Source organism: Halobacillus sp. Nhm2S1 (genome assembly GCF_019599545.1).
Classification (GTDB): Bacteria; Bacillota; Bacilli; order Bacillales; family Halobacillaceae; genus Halobacillus.
The window spans coordinates 145,277-162,410 of sequence record NZ_JAIEZV010000001.1; the positions used below are offsets into that span (position 1 = coordinate 145,277).

General features: G+C 42.9%; 19 protein-coding genes. All 19 read left to right on the forward strand.

Going from position 1 to position 17,134, the window contains the following annotated elements:
• Positions 1–9 precede the first annotated feature (9 nt).
• The 19 genes from K2225_RS00765 to K2225_RS00855 all read left to right on the forward strand — a co-directional run bounded on the left by K2225_RS00765 (position 10) and on the right by K2225_RS00855 (position 17,125).
• Positions 10–1,050: an NAD(P)H-dependent glycerol-3-phosphate dehydrogenase gene (locus K2225_RS00765; protein ID WP_220583069.1), complete on the forward strand. Its 1,041-nt coding sequence runs from the start codon at positions 10–12 to the stop codon at positions 1,048–1,050.
• A gap of 61 nt (positions 1,051–1,111) precedes the next feature.
• Positions 1,112–1,369: a stage VI sporulation protein F gene (locus K2225_RS00770; RefSeq protein ID WP_089652586.1), complete on the forward strand. Its 258-nt coding sequence runs from the start codon at positions 1,112–1,114 to the stop codon at positions 1,367–1,369.
• 497 nt (positions 1,370–1,866) lie between these two features.
• Positions 1,867–2,064, forward strand: coding sequence for a DUF2768 domain-containing protein (locus K2225_RS00775; RefSeq protein WP_089652585.1), 198 nt, complete (start codon positions 1,867–1,869; stop codon positions 2,062–2,064).
• A gap of 17 nt (positions 2,065–2,081) precedes the next feature.
• The gene (locus K2225_RS00780) at positions 2,082–2,810 is read left to right on the forward strand and encodes a hypothetical protein (protein WP_220583070.1); all 729 of its coding nucleotides are present in this window, start codon (positions 2,082–2,084) and stop codon (positions 2,808–2,810) included.
• A gap of 244 nt (positions 2,811–3,054) precedes the next feature.
• On the forward strand, positions 3,055–4,533 hold the full coding sequence (gene spoIVA / locus K2225_RS00785) for a stage IV sporulation protein A (RefSeq protein ID WP_220583071.1): 1,479 nt from the start codon (positions 3,055–3,057) through the stop codon (positions 4,531–4,533).
• Between the two features lie 520 nt (positions 4,534–5,053).
• The gene (locus K2225_RS00790) at positions 5,054–5,326 is read left to right on the forward strand and encodes an HU family DNA-binding protein (RefSeq protein WP_008638574.1); all 273 of its coding nucleotides are present in this window, start codon (positions 5,054–5,056) and stop codon (positions 5,324–5,326) included.
• Between the two features lie 184 nt (positions 5,327–5,510).
• Positions 5,511–5,735 (forward strand): trp RNA-binding attenuation protein MtrB, encoded by a 225-nt coding sequence (mtrB, locus tag K2225_RS00795; RefSeq protein ID WP_089652583.1) that lies wholly within the window; start codon positions 5,511–5,513, stop codon positions 5,733–5,735.
• A 91-nt stretch (positions 5,736–5,826) separates the two neighbouring features.
• Positions 5,827–6,630: a heptaprenyl diphosphate synthase component 1 gene (locus K2225_RS00800; protein ID WP_146816043.1), complete on the forward strand. Its 804-nt coding sequence runs from the start codon at positions 5,827–5,829 to the stop codon at positions 6,628–6,630.
• Between the two features lie 2 nt (positions 6,631–6,632).
• Positions 6,633–7,340 (forward strand): demethylmenaquinone methyltransferase, encoded by a 708-nt coding sequence (locus K2225_RS00805; protein ID WP_220583072.1) that lies wholly within the window; start codon positions 6,633–6,635, stop codon positions 7,338–7,340.
• A 16-nt stretch (positions 7,341–7,356) separates the two neighbouring features.
• Positions 7,357–8,328 carry a heptaprenyl diphosphate synthase component II gene (gene hepT, locus K2225_RS00810; RefSeq protein WP_220583073.1) on the forward strand — a complete coding sequence of 324 codons (972 nt, stop codon included), beginning with the start codon at positions 7,357–7,359 and terminating at the stop codon, positions 8,326–8,328.
• 91 nt (positions 8,329–8,419) lie between these two features.
• Positions 8,420–8,866, forward strand: a complete 447-nt coding sequence (gene ndk / locus K2225_RS00815) for a nucleoside-diphosphate kinase (protein WP_220583074.1) — start codon at positions 8,420–8,422, stop codon at positions 8,864–8,866.
• 282 nt (positions 8,867–9,148) lie between these two features.
• Positions 9,149–9,949, forward strand: a complete 801-nt coding sequence (locus K2225_RS00820) for a CheR family methyltransferase (RefSeq protein WP_220583075.1) — start codon at positions 9,149–9,151, stop codon at positions 9,947–9,949.
• A 117-nt stretch (positions 9,950–10,066) separates the two neighbouring features.
• The gene (aroC, locus tag K2225_RS00825; RefSeq protein ID WP_220583076.1) at positions 10,067–11,236 is read left to right on the forward strand and encodes a chorismate synthase; all 1,170 of its coding nucleotides are present in this window, start codon (positions 10,067–10,069) and stop codon (positions 11,234–11,236) included.
• The gene (gene aroB, locus K2225_RS00830) at positions 11,236–12,315 is read left to right on the forward strand and encodes a 3-dehydroquinate synthase (protein ID WP_220583077.1); all 1,080 of its coding nucleotides are present in this window, start codon (positions 11,236–11,238) and stop codon (positions 12,313–12,315) included. The genes aroC and aroB overlap by 1 nt, the downstream gene beginning before the upstream one ends.
• Positions 12,315–12,677 carry a chorismate mutase gene (gene aroH / locus K2225_RS00835; protein WP_146816151.1) on the forward strand — a complete coding sequence of 121 codons (363 nt, stop codon included), beginning with the start codon at positions 12,315–12,317 and terminating at the stop codon, positions 12,675–12,677. Before aroB ends, aroH begins: the two co-directional genes overlap by 1 nt.
• Positions 12,678–12,690: 13 nt before the next feature.
• The gene (gene hisC / locus K2225_RS00840) at positions 12,691–13,788 is read left to right on the forward strand and encodes a histidinol-phosphate transaminase (protein ID WP_220583078.1); all 1,098 of its coding nucleotides are present in this window, start codon (positions 12,691–12,693) and stop codon (positions 13,786–13,788) included.
• Positions 13,785–14,885, forward strand: coding sequence for a prephenate dehydrogenase (locus tag K2225_RS00845; protein ID WP_220583079.1), 1,101 nt, complete (start codon positions 13,785–13,787; stop codon positions 14,883–14,885). Before hisC ends, K2225_RS00845 begins: the two co-directional genes overlap by 4 nt.
• A 12-nt stretch (positions 14,886–14,897) precedes the next feature.
• Positions 14,898–16,187: a 3-phosphoshikimate 1-carboxyvinyltransferase gene (gene aroA / locus K2225_RS00850; protein WP_220583080.1), complete on the forward strand. Its 1,290-nt coding sequence runs from the start codon at positions 14,898–14,900 to the stop codon at positions 16,185–16,187.
• Between the two features lie 65 nt (positions 16,188–16,252).
• Complete coding sequence (locus tag K2225_RS00855; protein ID WP_220583081.1) at positions 16,253–17,125, forward strand: hypothetical protein; 873 nt, start codon at positions 16,253–16,255, stop codon at positions 17,123–17,125.
• The last annotated feature ends 9 nt before the right edge of the window (positions 17,126–17,134 follow it).

Sequence of the window (17,134 nt, forward strand, 5' to 3'; positions counted from 1 at the left end):
GTAGGTAGCATGGAGAAAGTAGCTGTACTTGGTGCGGGGAGCTGGGGCACAGCTCTTGCCCTCGTTCTTGCTGATAACGGGCACGAGGTCCGTCTTTGGACACACAGGGAGAATCTAGCTGAAGAAATCAACAGAACGCATCGAAATGAAAAATATTTGAATGATATCGATCTTCCTCATTCGATTAAGGCAAGCCATGATTTAGGAGCGGTTGTAGAAGATGCTAAACATGTCATATTAGTCGTTCCTACGAAGGCCATGAGAGAAGTATGCGGTCAATTGAAGCAAGTACTCAACGAAAGAGTAATTCTTACACACGCCTCAAAAGGGATAGAGCCTGGCTCTTATAAGCGTGTTTCAGAAGTGATTTCCGAAGAGATCCCTGAAGAGAAATATGAGGATATCGTTGTCCTTTCCGGTCCGAGTCATGCGGAAGAAGTGAGTCTCAGACAGCCGACAACCGTAACGGTTTCTTCAGATGAATTAGAAGTTGCGGAGAAAGTACAGGACCTCTTCATTAACCGCCAATTCCGTGTCTACACATCTCCAGACCTCGTCGGTGTGGAACTCGGAGGCGCGTTGAAAAATATCATCGCTCTTGGTGCTGGTATTTCTGACGGTCTTGGGTACGGGGATAACGCCAAAGCGGCTCTTATCACAAGAGGACTTGCTGAAATTGCCCGCCTTGGAACTTCGATGGGAGCAAACCCGCTTACCTTTTCCGGTTTGACAGGAATCGGTGACCTTATTGTAACTTGTACGAGCTCCCACAGCCGAAACTGGAGAGCAGGGAATAAACTAGGACAAGGGTACCCATTGGATGATGTTTTAGATCAAATGGGAATGGTCGTAGAAGGTGTAAGGACGACAAAAGCCGCTTTTCAACTTGCTCAGGAGCAAGGGGTGGAAATGCCGATTACTTCAGGGATCTATAGAATTCTATTTGAATCGGCTGACCCGAGAGATGTCGTGGACGAACTGATGACAAGGATTCGTCGTCATGAAATGGAGGATCTGACAAATATTCTTGATGAAAAGATGAATGACTGACACATATCGACTCTCGTGCATATACTACACAGAACCTAACGCACGAGGAGGTCAATTGTTCATGAATGATTTTCAAAAGAATATTTTTGATCATCTGAAGAAAAAGGCAAACATCGACCCAGAAGATGTTTTCAAAGTGGCGAATTCTGTACAGAATGCTGATTTCAGTGATGAGAAGACGGTCAGACGTCTTGTTCGCCAGCTCGCAAAGGTTGCTAATAAGAATGTGTCAAAATCGAAGGAAGATAAAATCGTTGAAGCAATCACCAAACAAAACATGCCACTGGATATGAATACCTTAGGCAAGTTTTTAAAATGATTACGAACCAATAGGCGCCTGAGGAGGCGGTCCTTCATTCGTATGCATAAGATATTACGCAGCAATCATTACACATGAGCTGGTCAGGGAATTGTTTAGTCACCCGGGGCAAACCATTTTGCCTCGGTTTTTTTTTGATCATTTTCAGTGAAATGGCTCCCTTTTCCGCGGAAACTCGCCACTCCCCCCGCAGGAAAGTGTTTAAATCCAGAATCGCGCTGGTAGCCACGAGTGTCTGGGCGATGGAGCAAGAAGAGTATCTTCCCAAACACTCCTGAAGCTCAACAAGGAAACGGACCCCGGAAACATCTCATAATAGAGTCCTCAACAATCCTGACTTATACTTGAATCATTAATCATCGATACAGTGTTAAACAGATATTAAAAATAGTAAGAAAGGGATTAAAAGACTGATAGACTCTGTTTTCTCATCTGTCCGTTTATGGATACTTGTGGTATAATACCATCAGCAAAGTGTGTTTAGAGGAGGAAGAGCTGTGTCAGAATCCATGCTCAAAATGTACATATCCTTCGCAGGGATTATTTCGTTGTTCCTGGCTGTTGGTCTAATTTACTTAAGCAGGTATAAATTAAAGGGTTTTCTATCAATAATGATCGCTGTTTTCGCTTATTTATTTATGATTTTCGGAGGAATCATCATTCTTTATATCGTCCTGAGCGGACCGACAGCATAACAGGAGGGAGAAACAACATGAAACGCTTTCTATTCATAATAATGCCCTTTACGGCACTGCTGCTTTCCGGATGTCTCTATCCCCAGAGTAACTTGGCTAAGAATCAGGTGCCGAATGATCAGCAGCTTGAGATGGTTCAAAATGCTGTGGACACCTATCAGGAGAAGAAAAACGGTCTCCTGCCAATTAAAACAAAAGATCAAGATACGCCCATTTTTCAAAAGTATCCCATTGAATTCAGTAAGTTGAAGGAAATGAACCTTCTTAGCGATTTACCGGGTACGTCCTTTGAGAACGGCGGTCATTATCAATACGTCATCATCCATCCTGAAACAGATCCAACCGTGAAAGTGCTGGACCTCCGCACGACAGAGGAGGTTCGTTCACTGCAGGTCAAAGTGAAGTTTTACAGAGATAACAATAAATATCCTCCGTTCGGGGACTTCGTAGCTCCAGGGGTGTATGAATTGGATCATGAGAAAATTGGAATGGACGAGCCTCCGATGGTCAACAGCCCATATTCCGATCAGAAGCTTCCCGTGTACCTTGATGAACAGGGGAGAGTATATATTGATTATCGAAAAGACTTATACACGTATTTAAGAGAAGAAGAGCATAGTTACGAGCAAGGGGAAGATATCCGTTACTTACTGACAGATCATACCCCAATTGTCCCTGCTTATTCGACGACTTATACAGTGGAAAATGGAGAGCCCGTATTTTCTAAAGCACAGCCATCGACATGATTGTGAACCGTTCCTGCATAGAGGGACGGTTTTTTTCATAGATTTTTAGTGAGCATAAACTACACTTGATTACACCATACCTATCCAGCGTTTCTCTTCTCCTGTTTATGCGAATCATCTATGATTGTTCGTCCATTATGAGTTCCGGTACTTATAATTTCTTGCATATTTCACTAGGACAACGTCATAGAATTAAATTGTCTAGGCTTGTATGAAGGTGAAATTTTATTTGGGAGGGGATCCTTTGGAAAAGGTTGATATCTTCAGTGATATTTCCAAACGGACAAATGGAGATATTTATTTAGGAGTCGTGGGGGCTGTTCGTACTGGAAAATCTACTTTTATAAAAAAATTCATGGAGCTCGTTGTTTTACCTAATATGGAGGAAGAATCAGAGCGTGAGCGTGCGTTAGATGAACTGCCTCAGAGCGCGGCTGGAAAGACGATTATGACAACTGAACCTAAGTTTGTCCCTAATCAAGCGGCAAACATCAATATTGATGACCACCTCGACATCCGCGTCCGAATGGTCGATTGTGTGGGCTATGCTGTGAATGGCGCGGTCGGGTATGAAGATGAGCACGGACCAAGAATGATTCATACACCTTGGTATGAAGAGGCAATCCCTTTTCATGAAGCAGCGGAAATCGGTACGCAGAAAGTCATCCAGGAGCATTCGACCATTGGAATCGTCGTGACTACAGACGGGACCATTGGTGAAATCGCCCGGGCGGATTATGTGGAAGCCGAAGAGAAAATCGTAGAAGAGTTGAGAGAAGTGGGAAAACCTTTCATCATGATTGTGAACTCCGCACAGCCTCATCATCCGAATACGGAAAAACTGAGAGCGAACCTGTCTGAGAAGTACGATATACCCGTCCTTGCACTTTCCGTTGAAAGCATGCGGGAAAATGATGTACAGAATGTTTTACGAGAAGCATTATTCGAATTCCCTGTGCTGGAAGTGAATGTGAATTTACCGAGCTGGGTGATGGTTCTTGATTCCCGCCATTGGTTAAGAAACAACCTTCAAGAGGCCATTGAAGATACGGTTAAGGACATCAAACGATTACGAGATGTGGATACCGTCGTAGGGAACTTCGATCAATATGAATACATTACAGGTGCTCATATTTCAGGGATGGACCTTGGGGAAGGAATTGCTGAAATCGATCTTCAAGCCCCGGAGCATTTATATGATCATGTGTTAAAAGAAATTGTCGGAGAAGAAATCCGTGGGAAAGATCATTTACTTGAGATCATGCAGGATTTCTCACATGCCAAGAGAGAGTATGACCAAGTGGCGGATGCGTTACAGATGGTCAAACAAACAGGGTATGGAATCGCTGCACCGACCTTAGAGGATATGACTCTTGACGAACCTGAAATCATCAGACAAGGCTCAAGGTTCGGTGTAAGGTTGAAAGCTGTCGCACCGTCGATCCACATGGTCAAAGTGGATGTCCAATCAGAATTTTCACCGATCATCGGGACAGAGAAACAAAGCGAAGAACTGGTGAGGTACCTCATGCAGGACTTTGAGGAAGACCCACTATCCATTTGGAATTCAGATATCTTTGGCAGATCTTTGAGTTCGATCGTCCGTGAAGGCATCCAGGCTAAACTGGCACTCATGCCGGAAAATGCAAGATACAAATTACAGGAAACGCTCGAGCGTATCATCAATGAAGGATCTGGTGGTATGATCGCAATCATTTTATAACGGCTCCGTGTGAGCCGTTTTTAATTTGTTTTTTTTTGACCAAAGCACATCCGCAGGTTTCCGTAGGTTTTTTTGACACTTGATGGGTGTGATGGAGAAAAAATATGGGTGATATTTTCACATGAGAAAACGGCGTGATCCTTTTGATTTCATTCTCAAAAACACCAGAAATGCTTATATTTCAGTGTTTTTAAGAAAAAAATTGCGAAGTTTAAAGGATTTTTCAAGGTGGATGTCGTAATTACCTATGTGGAGATCAATAAAGTTGTGAAAACCCCGTCATATCAAGGTTTTAGAGGGTTTGCCACTGGAAGAAGATTATGGCAGGCTACACCTGAAATGAAGCGGAATTCAGCCCGTAAGTCGCGTTGTTACGCGTTTTTAACACGATTGTCTATTGAATTTCGCTTTAAACTCGTTTATTATAAGGCTTGTCATCAAAAGATGGCACCTAAATAAACATTTGAAGTGGATGAAACCACTTGAATGAGTTAAACCTTCTTGGGAGGAGGTGAATGGCATGAATAAAACAGATCTAATCAACGCTGTATCTGAAAAAGCTGATCTTTCTAAGAAAGATGCTACACAAGCTGTGGATTCTGTATTCGAATCTATCATGGATTCACTTAAAGACGGTGATAAAGTCCAACTCATTGGATTCGGTAACTTCGAAGTACGTGAGCGCGCGGCACGTAAAGGCCGTAACCCACAAACTGGAGAAGAAATCGAAATCTCCGCGAGCAAAGTACCAGCTTTCAAACCTGGTAAAGCCCTTAAAGATGCGGTTAAATAATAGCTACATAGGGCTTCGAAAAAGGGTGCATGTGCACCCTTTTTCTTTTTATTTTTATTAAAAAACCTGGAATGAGGCCATAATGATGGAAAGGCCGTTTATTTTCAGTTTTCAACAAGGTGGATGCTTTGACAAAAGTCCCCTTTGTAAGAGATAGTAATGATACTAGAAGGAGGCGATCCTTATGACTACATCCAACAATGATTTCTTCGTCATAAAAGCCCTTGAAGATGGCGTAAATGTCATCGGTTTGACCCGCGGTACGGATACGCGTTTCCACCACTCCGAAAAGCTTGACAGTGGAGAAGTAATGATCGCTCAGTTTACCGAGCATACTTCGGCCGTTAAAGTACGTGGGAAAGCTGTCATCCAAACGAGCCACGGGGAAATGACGAACGATGCAGAGTGACTATTCGCTCTGCGAACGTATACATAGTAAACAGTAGTAGGTCAATTATGCTATAATAGGAATGGTTTAATAGTGTTCAGGAAGGGACAAGGTGATCAAGTTGAATTCTTCAGATAATGACATCAAACAACTCAAACGAAAAATTGCATCGAAAGTTCGCCACCCTTATTTGGTACGTTTTATCCCTGAGCCGACGATAGATGAAGACAAGCTCGTGATTCTGTCTTCAATCATGGATCACACGAATTTGTCTGCCGTGAAAAAAGAACAATACATCATTACAACAATGCTGGTCCAGATTGCCCTTGATACACATGATCTCGTTACTTTATCGGATGAAGACGATGATCGCGAAATCGTCCGCAGCCGTCAATTGACGGTCCTTGCCGGAGATTATTATAGCGGTCTATATTATTATCTGCTTTCCCAGCTAGACGACATTCCTATGATTCATACGCTTGCGGGAGCGATTAAAGAAATCAATGAATTGAAAATGGAACTTTATTATAAAGATGTGGAGTCATTCCAAGAATTTTTAGAAGGTTTGAAAAAGATCGAATCCCTTCTTATTCAAAGGGTCGCTTCATATGTCCAAAAAACAGCCATCAACGATATGGCAGGTGAATGGTTATTAGCGAAAAAATTATTGGAAGAAAAACGCAGCTATCAGGAAGGGAATTTCTCACCACTTATTGATGCCCTCATCAAGCGCCCGGCTCTGCTTGGAAATAGTGGACAAATATTGGTGAACATTGAGCAAATGCTTCAGTCCCATATGCACCGGTTGGAAATGACCATTACTCAGCTTCCCGTCCACTTCAACTGGCTCAAATCTTATATGCATGCGGCCATTCATCATCAATTCAACCATAGAAAGATAGCGGAAGAAGGGTGAACATGGAACCACAATCAAAAGAAGAACGAGTACATCACGTATTTGAAAAGATTTATGAACGATATGACAGTATGAATTCAATCATTTCCTTCCAACAACATCGTTTATGGCGGAAAGACGTTATGAAACGAATGAATGTTAAAAAGGGTGACCATGCGCTTGATGTCTGTTGTGGGACGGGTGACTGGACGATGGCATTAGCAAATGCAGTTGGTGCAGACGGAAAAGTGATCGGTCTTGACTTCAGTGAAAATATGTTATCGGTCGGAATTAAGAAAAAACTTGCCGGTGGTGTAAAGCAAGTGGAATTCCAGCACGGGAATGCCATGAGCTTGCCCTACGAAGATCACCAGTTCGACTTTGTGACGATCGGCTTTGGTTTAAGGAATGTACCTGATTACCACCAAGTACTAAAAGAATTGCATCGGGTAGTAAAACCTGGCGGCAGAGTGGTCTGTTTAGAAACATCACAACCGACCAATCCAGTCTTCAAGAAGCTCTATTATTTTTATTTCGGGAAGGTTATGCCAGTATTTGGTAAGCTATTTGCCAAGAGTTATCAAGAATACAGCTGGCTCCACGAATCAGCGAAAGACTTTCCTGGAAAAACGGAACTGAAAGCGATGTTTGAAGAAGTTGGATTTAAGAATGTAACAGTGAAATCCTATACGGGCGGCGTTGCAGCCATGCATATGGGGGAAAAGCAATAACTAAGGATGAAATGCCATGAAACTAGCTATGATTTACTCTTTTCTTAAAAATGACCTGGCGGTAATCGAAGAGGCTGTAAACGATACCATTCAATCGGATAATCCGGTACTCAGAGAAGCATCCAGCCAATTGTTACAAGCAGGAGGGAAAAGGATCCGTCCTGTCTTTGTGTTGCTTGGAGGTAAATTTGGAAACTATGATATCGAACGGATGAAGGCAGTAGCTGTTTCTTTAGAGCTCATACATACCGCATCCCTTGTTCATGATGATGTCATCGACGAAGCAGAATTGAGACGCGGGGAACCTACGATCAAATCACGGTGGGATAACCGGATCGCTATGTACACAGGGGACTATATTTTTGCCAGATCTCTTGAAAACTTGTCTGTGCTTGAAAACCCTCGTGCTCACCAGATTCTTGCTGGTACAATGGTTGAATTATGTTTAGGGGAAATTGAACAAATCAGGGATAAGTATAATATTGAACAAAATCTCCGGACTTACTTACGTAGAATCAAAAGGAAAACCGCACTGCTTATTGCTGCGAGCTGCAGACTTGGGGCCATAGCCGCGAATGCTGAGCCAGCTCAGGAGCGTGCGCTCTATCAGTACGGGTACTATGTCGGAATGTCCTACCAAATCATTGATGATGTGCTTGATTTTACGGCATCTGAGAAAGAATTAGGAAAACCTGCCGGCAGTGATCTGTTTCAAGGGAATATTACTTTACCTGTACTCTTTTCTATGGAAAATCATGAGTTCAAAAGGGAGTTGGACTTAGTGTTCCAACAGAAAGAAGATTTGACAGCGGATCAACTTCAACCCTTGATTGAGAACGTCCAATCCAATGGTTCAATTGAACGCTCCCTGCAGCTGAGTGATCGTTATCTGAAAAAAGCTTATGAAGCTTTGGACAAATTACCGGCAAACCGTGCCAAACAGACACTCAAAGGAATTGCGAAGTATATTGGTAAAAGAAGGGCATAAATCTATTGCCTTTCTTCCCTTTGTTTGATAGACTTTTTTATGGCACTTATTAAAAGCGCTTTCACACTATACATAAGATGAGGTGTTTGTCATGGAAAAGACATTTTTGATGGTTAAGCCAGATGGTGTACAACGCAATTTGATCGGTGACATTACAGCAAGATTTGAACGCAAAGGGTTTAAACTGGCAGGGGCCAAGTTGATGGCCATTCCTACAGAACTTGCAGAGGAGCATTATGGTGAACATAAGGAAAAACCATTCTTCGGTGAGCTCGTAGACTTCATCACATCAGGTCCTGTCTTCGCTATGGTTTGGGAAGGCGAAGATGTAATCGCAACGGCTCGTACAATGATGGGAGCTACAAAGCCTGCTGAGGCTGCTCCAGGAACCATCCGTGGTGATTATGGTGTAACAGTAGGAAAAAACGTCATCCATGGCTCTGATTCGAAAGAAAGTGCTGAAAGAGAAATTGGGTTGTTCTTTAGTGAAAAAGAACTTGTCGATTACGAAAAAGATTCACTAAGCTGGATCTACTAATGAAAAAAGCCACCTACCAAAGGTGGCTTTTTTTCATTTTATAAACATAATAATTGCTATCACAATACGATGGGTTGAGTAAGACTTAATTTCGAGATGTCTGTGTGAGTGATTCGGGGCTCGGGGGATGACTCGCTTTCCGGAGCCACCATTTCCTCTCATGGAAGTCTAGAAACGGAGTTTTCAATACCGGGAGCTTTTGTTACATAATCGTGGTTGTTCGTTTACAACCTGACGAAGCTGGAGTACGCTTATATGGAATAAGCAGAAGGAGTTTTGGGCATGAGTCACGATTACATACAATTCATAGAGAAAGTCCATCGTAAGACAGGAATCGATTTATCACAGTACAAGGAAGCACAAATGAAACGGCGGTTGACTTCGTTAAGAGAGAAACGCGGTCATCATGATTTCAATAGTTATTATGATGCTTTAGAAAACGATTCATGGTTGTTGGAGGAATTATTAGACCGTATGACCATCAATGTGTCAGAATTTTACCGGAACAGGAAGAGGTTCGAAGTACTCGAACATAAAGTCCTTCCGTATCTATTAGATAAAAAGAAGAAGTTACGGATTTGGAGTGCCGCATGCTCGACGGGCGAAGAACCGTACACGTTGGCCATGATCCTGCAGCCCTATATCCCCCTCCATCAAGTGGAGATCCTTGCGACAGATCTCGACGTAAATGCGTTGAGGAAGGCTGAGGAAGCCTTGTACCACGAAAGATCATTGAAGGAAGTATCACCTGATATACTTAGCAAATACTTCAGAAAAGAAGGAAGCTCTTATCGAGTGATTGATGATATAAGAAAAAGTGTCACTTTCAAAAAGCACAACCTTTTATCTGATCGATATCAAAGGGATTTTGATCTCATCGTCTGTCGTAATGTGATGATTTATTTTACAGAAGATGCGAAGAAGACCATCTATAAAAACTTCAACCATTCTCTAGTAGATGGGGGAATCTTTTTCGTTGGAAGTACAGAGCAGATCTTTTCACCACAAAAACACGGGTTTGAAGTTTATGATTCATTTTTTTATCAAAAAGGGCAAAAACAAGCCACAGGAAACGCTTTCTGATCTTATTTTATAAAAATTCCGATATTTTAACGACACAAACCTACATCCATATGATATAGTAGTATCTAAAATTTAGAACACCCCCTTCAAGGGGATGAATACATAGGAGGTACGTTTATGCGCTACTTAACCGCTGGTGAATCACATGGAAAGCAATTGACGACAATTATCGAAGGAATCCCCTCTCATCTACCTTTATTGAGAGAGCAAATAAATGAATCACTGATCAGACGCCAAGGCGGATATGGGCGTGGGAAACGTATGCAAATCGAAAAAGACTTAGTAGAAATAACAAGCGGGGTTCGTCATGGATACACCCTTGGCTCACCCATTACTCTCGTCGTAAGCAATGATGACTTCAAACATTGGACAGACATTATGGGTGAAGATCCTTTACCTGAGGATACGCAAAAAATTCGTCGAACAGTGACGAAACCTCGCCCGGGTCATGCGGATTTAAATGGTGGAATGAAATATGGTCACCGAGATATGAGGAACGTCCTTGAACGTTCTTCAGCAAGGGAAACGGCCGCTCGTGTTGGGGCAGGTGCCGTTGCCAAAGTGCTCTTGAAAGAACTTGGAATCGAAGTGACAGGTTACGTACGTGAAATCGCAGGCATTGTGTCAGATGTTGATGAAAACCTGACTTTACAGCAGCGAAGAGAAATTTCAGAGGCATCGCCTGTCCGTACTTTTGATGAAGAAGCAGCAGAGAAAATGATGCATGCCATCGATGAAGCGAAGAAAGAAGGAGATTCGATCGGCGGGGTGACAGAGGTATATGTAGAAGGGATGCCGCCTGGAATCGGTTCTTATGTTCAATATGATCGAAAGCTGGATGCGAAAATCGCAGGCTCTGTTATGAGTATCAACGCCTATAAAGGGGTTGAATTCGGAATCGGTTTTGAAGCGGCTCGTAGAAACGGAAGTGAAGTCCATGATGAGATTTTATGGAGCGAGGAACGAGGCTATTACCGTCGTACGAATCGCCTTGGTGGATTTGAAGGCGGAATGACAACGGGGATGCCGATCGTCGTTAAAGGGGTCATGAAGCCAATCCCTACGTTGTACAAACCGTTGCAAAGTGTAGATATCGAAACCAAAGAGCCGTTTAATGCAAGTATTGAACGCTCCGATTCATGCGCTGTTCCGGCAGCTTCTGTTGTGATGGAGCACATTGTAGCTTTTGAGCTGGCTAAAGCCATTACTGATGAATTTCCAGCTGACTATTTCCCTCGCCTAAAACGTGCTGTTGATGATTACCGCAAGGAAGTACGTGAATTTTAATGAACTCTGTTACAGTCCAATCCAGTAGTCATGACTATGAAGTTTTGATTGGAAAAGGTCTACGACGTAATTTGGGTGAAGTGATCTCAACCGGTTACACATCTATATTAGTCATTACAGACAGTACGGTTCAGGATTATTACTTGCAAGATGTGCAAGAGAGCTTATCAGAGGCAGCTCCTGTATTTTCAGCAGTTGTCCCTGCGGGAGAGTCTTCAAAAAGCATGGGCAGGTATGAAGAACTTCTTGACCGATGTGTAGAACTGAAATTGGATCGCAAGTCCCTGATCATCGCCCTAGGGGGAGGGATGATCGGGGATTTGGCCGGATTTGTGGCATCGACCTATTTACGTGGAATTGATTACATTCAAATGCCTACAACCATCTTAGCCCATGACAGTAGTGTAGGTGGGAAAGTCGCGATCAATCATCCTAAAGGGAAAAACTTAATTGGTTCCTTTTATCATCCAGTAAAAGTCATCTATGACATGGAAACGATTGAAACGCTGCCGGAGAGTGAAATCCGCTCAGGGTATGGAGAAGTAATGAAACATGCTTTTCTCAGTGATGCAAAATGGGCGCACCGCTTGTTGAAAGGGAAGCTTTCTGAACTCTCAGTTGATCAGTTAGAGAGCGATTTAATGAGAGGAATCCAAGTGAAAGCTTCGATTGTAGAGAAGGATGAAAGAGAAGCCGGGATCCGGAAATATTTAAATTTAGGTCACACCCTTGCCCACGCGATTGAAGCGGAGCTCGGTTACGGTGAAATCACCCATGGGGAAGCTGTCGCTGTAGGGCTGCTATTGATGATGAAGTTGAGTAACGACCTGAAAGGTGCCGAGCTTCCTCTACAAGACTATAAGGAGTGGCTGGAAAGAAATAATTATCCCATTTCTGTCTTAAACAGAATCCGCCCTGAACAAATGGTAGAAAAAATGAAGTTGGATAAGAAAACCGTTCGGCAGAAGATAAATTTTGTCCTTCTTCATGAACTGAGTGATCCTTATGTTGTGGAAATCGAGGAGAACCAGCTTGTAGAACATATGTCTCTTTTAATGGATGAGGTGAGTGGAGAATGATGATTCGAGGAGTAAGGGGAGCGACAACGGTCGAACGAAATGAGCATGATGAAATTGTAGAACAATCCTATCAACTGCTTCGAGATGTCATAGATTCCAATCATATTGAAGCAACAGACGTTGTTTCCGTTTATTTTACAGTGACAGAGGATTTGAATGATGCTTTTCCTGCAAAGTCACTAAGAAAATTAGATGGATGGACATATGTTCCAGTCATGTGTATGCGTGAAATTCCGGTTCCTGGTAGTCTTGAGAAGTGTATAAGGGTTATGGTGACTGTACAGACAGAAATCGCACAAAAAGATATCCATCATATCTATCATAATCACGCAAAACAATTGAGACCAGATTTAAAGAGTTGAGAGGAGTATCCCAATGAAAGCCAAAGACATTCTAAAAAATATGAAACCATACAAGCCAGGGAAAGGGATTGAGGAAGTAAAGAAGGAATTCGGTCTGGATCGAATCGTGAAACTTGCTTCTAATGAAAACCCATTCGGTTTTTCTCCCGTGGTAGAAAAAGAATTACCGAAGCTTATTTCAAATTTAGAAATCTACCCTGATGGATATGGTGCAGAAATTAGAAAAAAAGTCGCCCATTTCATCGGCGTAGAAGAGAACCAGTTGATTTTCGGAAATGGTTCAGATGAAGTGGTCCAGATCATTTGCCGCACATTCTTAGAACCGGGTGCTAATACCGTCATGGCGACACCGACTTTTCCGCAATACCGCCACAATGCTTTGATTGAAGGTGCTGAAGTCAGGGAAGTCCCACTGGTCGATGGTCACCACGATTTAGAAGGCATGCTTCAAAATATCGATGAACAGACACGTGTCTTATGGATTTGTACACCAAATAATCCGACGGGTGTCCATATTGATCAGGCGACACTCCAGTCAGTCCTGGAACGTACTCCTGATCACGTTCTAGTTGTCATTGATGAAGCGTATTACGAATATTTGGAAGCGGATGATGCTTTTGATTCTATAGAAGCATTGGATCATTATCCTAACCTGATGGTACTCCGTACTTTCTCTAAAGCGTACGGTTTAGCAGGTTTAAGAATCGGCTATGGTGTCGGCCATCCAGAGGTCATTCAAATTCTTGAACCATCGCGTGAGCCATTCAACACTTCAACGGTTGCACAAGCGGCTGCTCTCTTAGCCTTGGATGACCAAAAATTCATTGAAGAAACCGTTCAAGAAAACCAAAAAAATAAAAAAGCTTTGATGCAATTTTGTGAGGATCAAGGATTGAGTTATTTTGATACCCAGGCCAATTTCTTATTGATTCATTTGCCTTGCAGTGGTGATGAGATGTTTGAATACTTGTTGACCAAAGGGTTCATCGTCCGCTCAGGGGAAGCGTTAGGTTTACCGAATACCATCCGGTTGACGATTGGGAAAAAAGAAGACATGCAGGACATCCAGGAAGCAATGAAACAAAAGCTTGCTTCGGTCGGTGAACAATGAAGCAGAAAATTCTGATCGTTGGTTTAGGACTCATCGGTGGTTCCATAGCTATGAACGTCTCTAAGAAAGAGGATGTTTTTATCATCGGAATGGACGGGGATGACGAAACCCTCAACATGGCTTTGAAGCAAGGGGTCATCGATCAGGCCTCTTTTAACTTTGAAGAATCTGCTCAAGAAGCAGATATCTGCATTTTAGCCACGCCTATTACCATTACCATCGACTACATTCACAAACTAGAGTCGATGGATTTAAAAAAATCGTTGCTAGTGTCAGATGTCTCGTCTGTGAAAAACCAAGTGCTTGAAGCGGCGAACAGACTCTCACACCCTCTTCTCTCTTTCGTAGGGGGACACCCGATGGCTGGTTCGCATAAACATGGCTATACAGCTGCCAAACCCCACCTGTTCGAGAATGCGATTTATGTTTTGACTCCGTCCGTTCATGCAGATGAAAAGGAAGCGGAAGTGATTAAGGATTTGTTATCAGAAACGAAGGCTCGTTTCGTTACTTTTACGACTCAAGAACATGATGAGATGACCGCGGTCATCTCTCATTTTCCGCATCTGATCGCTTCTTCTCTCGTCCATCAAGCGAAAGAGTGGGAAGTTACACACCCATATATTAAACAGATGGCGGCCGGGGGATTCAAAGACATTACAAGAATCGCCTCCAGCAATCCAAAATTGTGGCAGGATATTTTCTTTCAAAATAAAAAACTCCTCATTTCCATGCTGGATGACTGGATTGGGGAGATGGAGAGGATAAGGACCTACCTTTCCGAAGGGGAGAAAGAGAAGACATACAAGTATCTATCTGATGCTAAATTGTATAGAGACGGACTTCCAACGAAAGACAAAGGCGCTATTCCTTCTTTCTATGATATCTACGTTGATATCCATGACCAACCAGGTGCGATCCGTGATGTGATAGGAATCTTAGCAGAAGAAGCCATCAGCATTAAGAATATTCAAATCCTCGAAATTCGAGAAGGGATTACTGGTGTGCTGAGAATCAGCTTTGCTACAAGTGAAGAACAATGGAAGAGTAAAGAAATTTTAGATCACTACCAATATGAGGTGATGATCCAACAGTAAAGGAGGATTCCTATGTCTAGCATTGAGTTAAAACCAACAGATAAACGACTGAAAGGGGACTTATCTGTTCCAGGAGACAAATCCATCTCCCACCGATCCGTGATATTCTCAGCCTTAGCCCAAGGCACGTCTGTCATTACGAATTTTCTTACGGGTGAAGATTGCTTGAGAACCGTCGAAGCCTTCCGTCTTATGGGAGTAAATATCGAGCAGTCAGGAAATAAGATTACGGTTCATGGAAAGGGCATTTCACATTTAAGAGAAGCTTCACAACCGATCAATTTTGGAAATTCAGGGACAACGGCACGATTGATGAGCGGAGTGCTTGCTGGACTTCCTTTATTTACGACCGCATTTGGTGACGAATCATTGTCCAAGCGACCCATGGACCGGGTTATCCAGCCACTTACTGTCATGGGAGCGGATATCCAGGGTCGTGAAAATGACTCTTTGCTGCCACTTGCCTTCCGAGGTAAAAAGCTTGAGGGGACACGGCACGAATTGACAGTGAAAAGTGCTCAAGTGAAGTCTGCTTTACTTTTAGCCGGGATGCTTGCAGAAGGTGAAACAGAAGTAATAGAGCTTGGGGAAACAAGAAACCACACGGAAATGCTTCTACCTGAATTCGGAGTAGATGTAGATGTGGAAGGCAGATCTATCAAAATCAAGGGCGGACAAGAACCTAGTGCTTCCGATATTAAGGTTCCTGGTGATATCTCTTCGGCAGCCTTTTTCCTAGTGGCCGCATCAATCGTTCCTGATAGTGAATTAGTGATTCGGGATGTCGGGCTCAACCCGACCCGTGATGGGATCGTAAAAGCTTTGAAAGGTATGGGAGCGAATATAGAAGTCCAGGTACATACGCATATTGGTAGTGAGCCTGTCGGTGACATTGTTGTTCGTCACAGTCCTCTAAAAGGAATGACATTAGAAGGTGATCTTATACCGAATGTGATTGATGAAATCCCAATCCTCGCTTTGGCAGCGACGCAAGCTGAAGGGAAAACAATCATTAAAGATGCGGAGGAACTCCGTTACAAAGAGACGGATCGAATTGAAGCTGTGGTGGATACACTCTCTTCATTAGGAGCTGATATCGAAGCTCAAGAAGATGGGATGATTATCCAGGGAGGCACCCCTTTAAATGGTGGAACCATCGATTCTTATGGAGATCACCGTATAGGGATGATGGGGGCAATTGCTTCCTTAATTTGTGAAAGAGAAGTGACCGTTCATAACAAGGAATGCATTAACATTTCTTATCCTTCGTTTTTCACCGACTTAAATCAAGTCTTGAATTAAATTAACTTCATAGTTTATGTAAAGCTCTCATACGATATAAAAAGCCTACTTGGAGGTTTCGTCGTATGGGAGCTTATTGGTTTCAAGGGTATGTTGAAAATGACAGTGGTCCCTGTTTTAGCGAATGCACAGTTAAGGAAGAGAAGTTCGTCAGAGATCGAACCGGAAAAGCACCCTATACGTTGATGGTGGTGGATGGATTTCACGTCAGTCCTGGCCATGTGATGATGGATATGAAAGAACCGCTTGCTATTTCACCCTCTGTGACCGAGACAGGAAATCATTACATAAAAAGAGGGTGTACCTTGTTACTCACACAACACCTAGTGACTAGTTTACGTCACTACCGAAGTCAATATGACCAATTTTTAAATCGATGTGAATCACTGCCTCTCGATTATATGGTCATACCTGTTGTGCCGGTAAAAATCCTACGGCCTGAAATGGTCCGTTTTTTTGCCAGAAAAGGAAGCCCCTTTTTATGTGTGGAAGTGCAGTCCGTAGAAGACCTTACCGAGGTTTGTTGGGAATGGGTAGCTCAGGCGCAGGCTTATAAACGAATGCCGTTGACGATGTTCGTCAAAGATACAGAGAATACGTCGAACAACTACGTAGAATTGTGGTCTTCACTTTGCGAACAGTATGGTATCATAAAGCTAACAGATGTACAGGATGATGAAATGCTCTCTCTGAAAAATTTAAAAGACAGCGGGATCTATCCTCACAAAGGTGGAATTATCCCTGGAGGGCATGCAGATTATAACCTCTATCGCCTTTCAGAAGACCGAACGTTTGAAGAGGCAGACGATTTTAGATATCATGATTCTGTTCCGAATGTAACGGTTATGAATGGACAGGTGAAACAGGTGAACCAGAAGGTCATCGATGAGAAGCCTGGATCCCACATACAAGTGAAGATTCACAAGCATTTTGTTTAAACGGAAAGG

Excerpts from the sequence above, each read along its gene's own strand:
- K2225_RS00765 (WP_220583069.1), top strand. The coding sequence starts at position 10 with ATGGAGAAAGTAGCTGTACTTGGTGCGGGGAGCTGGGGCACAGCTCTT.
- K2225_RS00770 (WP_089652586.1), top strand. The coding sequence starts at position 1,112 with ATGAATGATTTTCAAAAGAATATTTTTGATCATCTGAAGAAAAAGGCA.
- K2225_RS00780 (WP_220583070.1), top strand. The coding sequence starts at position 2,082 with ATGAAACGCTTTCTATTCATAATAATGCCCTTTACGGCACTGCTGCTT.
- K2225_RS00790 (WP_008638574.1), top strand. The coding sequence starts at position 5,054 with ATGAATAAAACAGATCTAATCAACGCTGTATCTGAAAAAGCTGATCTT.
- mtrB (WP_089652583.1), top strand. The coding sequence starts at position 5,511 with ATGACTACATCCAACAATGATTTCTTCGTCATAAAAGCCCTTGAAGAT.
- K2225_RS00805 (WP_220583072.1), top strand. The coding sequence starts at position 6,633 with ATGGAACCACAATCAAAAGAAGAACGAGTACATCACGTATTTGAAAAG.
- hepT (WP_220583073.1), top strand. The coding sequence starts at position 7,357 with ATGAAACTAGCTATGATTTACTCTTTTCTTAAAAATGACCTGGCGGTA.
- ndk (WP_220583074.1), top strand. The coding sequence starts at position 8,420 with ATGGAAAAGACATTTTTGATGGTTAAGCCAGATGGTGTACAACGCAAT.
- K2225_RS00820 (WP_220583075.1), top strand. The coding sequence starts at position 9,149 with ATGAGTCACGATTACATACAATTCATAGAGAAAGTCCATCGTAAGACA.
- aroC (WP_220583076.1), top strand. The coding sequence starts at position 10,067 with ATGCGCTACTTAACCGCTGGTGAATCACATGGAAAGCAATTGACGACA.
- aroB (WP_220583077.1), top strand. The coding sequence starts at position 11,236 with ATGAACTCTGTTACAGTCCAATCCAGTAGTCATGACTATGAAGTTTTG.
- aroH (WP_146816151.1), top strand. The coding sequence starts at position 12,315 with ATGATTCGAGGAGTAAGGGGAGCGACAACGGTCGAACGAAATGAGCAT.
- hisC (WP_220583078.1), top strand. The coding sequence starts at position 12,691 with ATGAAAGCCAAAGACATTCTAAAAAATATGAAACCATACAAGCCAGGG.
- K2225_RS00845 (WP_220583079.1), top strand. The coding sequence starts at position 13,785 with ATGAAGCAGAAAATTCTGATCGTTGGTTTAGGACTCATCGGTGGTTCC.
- aroA (WP_220583080.1), top strand. The coding sequence starts at position 14,898 with ATGTCTAGCATTGAGTTAAAACCAACAGATAAACGACTGAAAGGGGAC.
- K2225_RS00855 (WP_220583081.1), top strand. The coding sequence starts at position 16,253 with ATGGGAGCTTATTGGTTTCAAGGGTATGTTGAAAATGACAGTGGTCCC.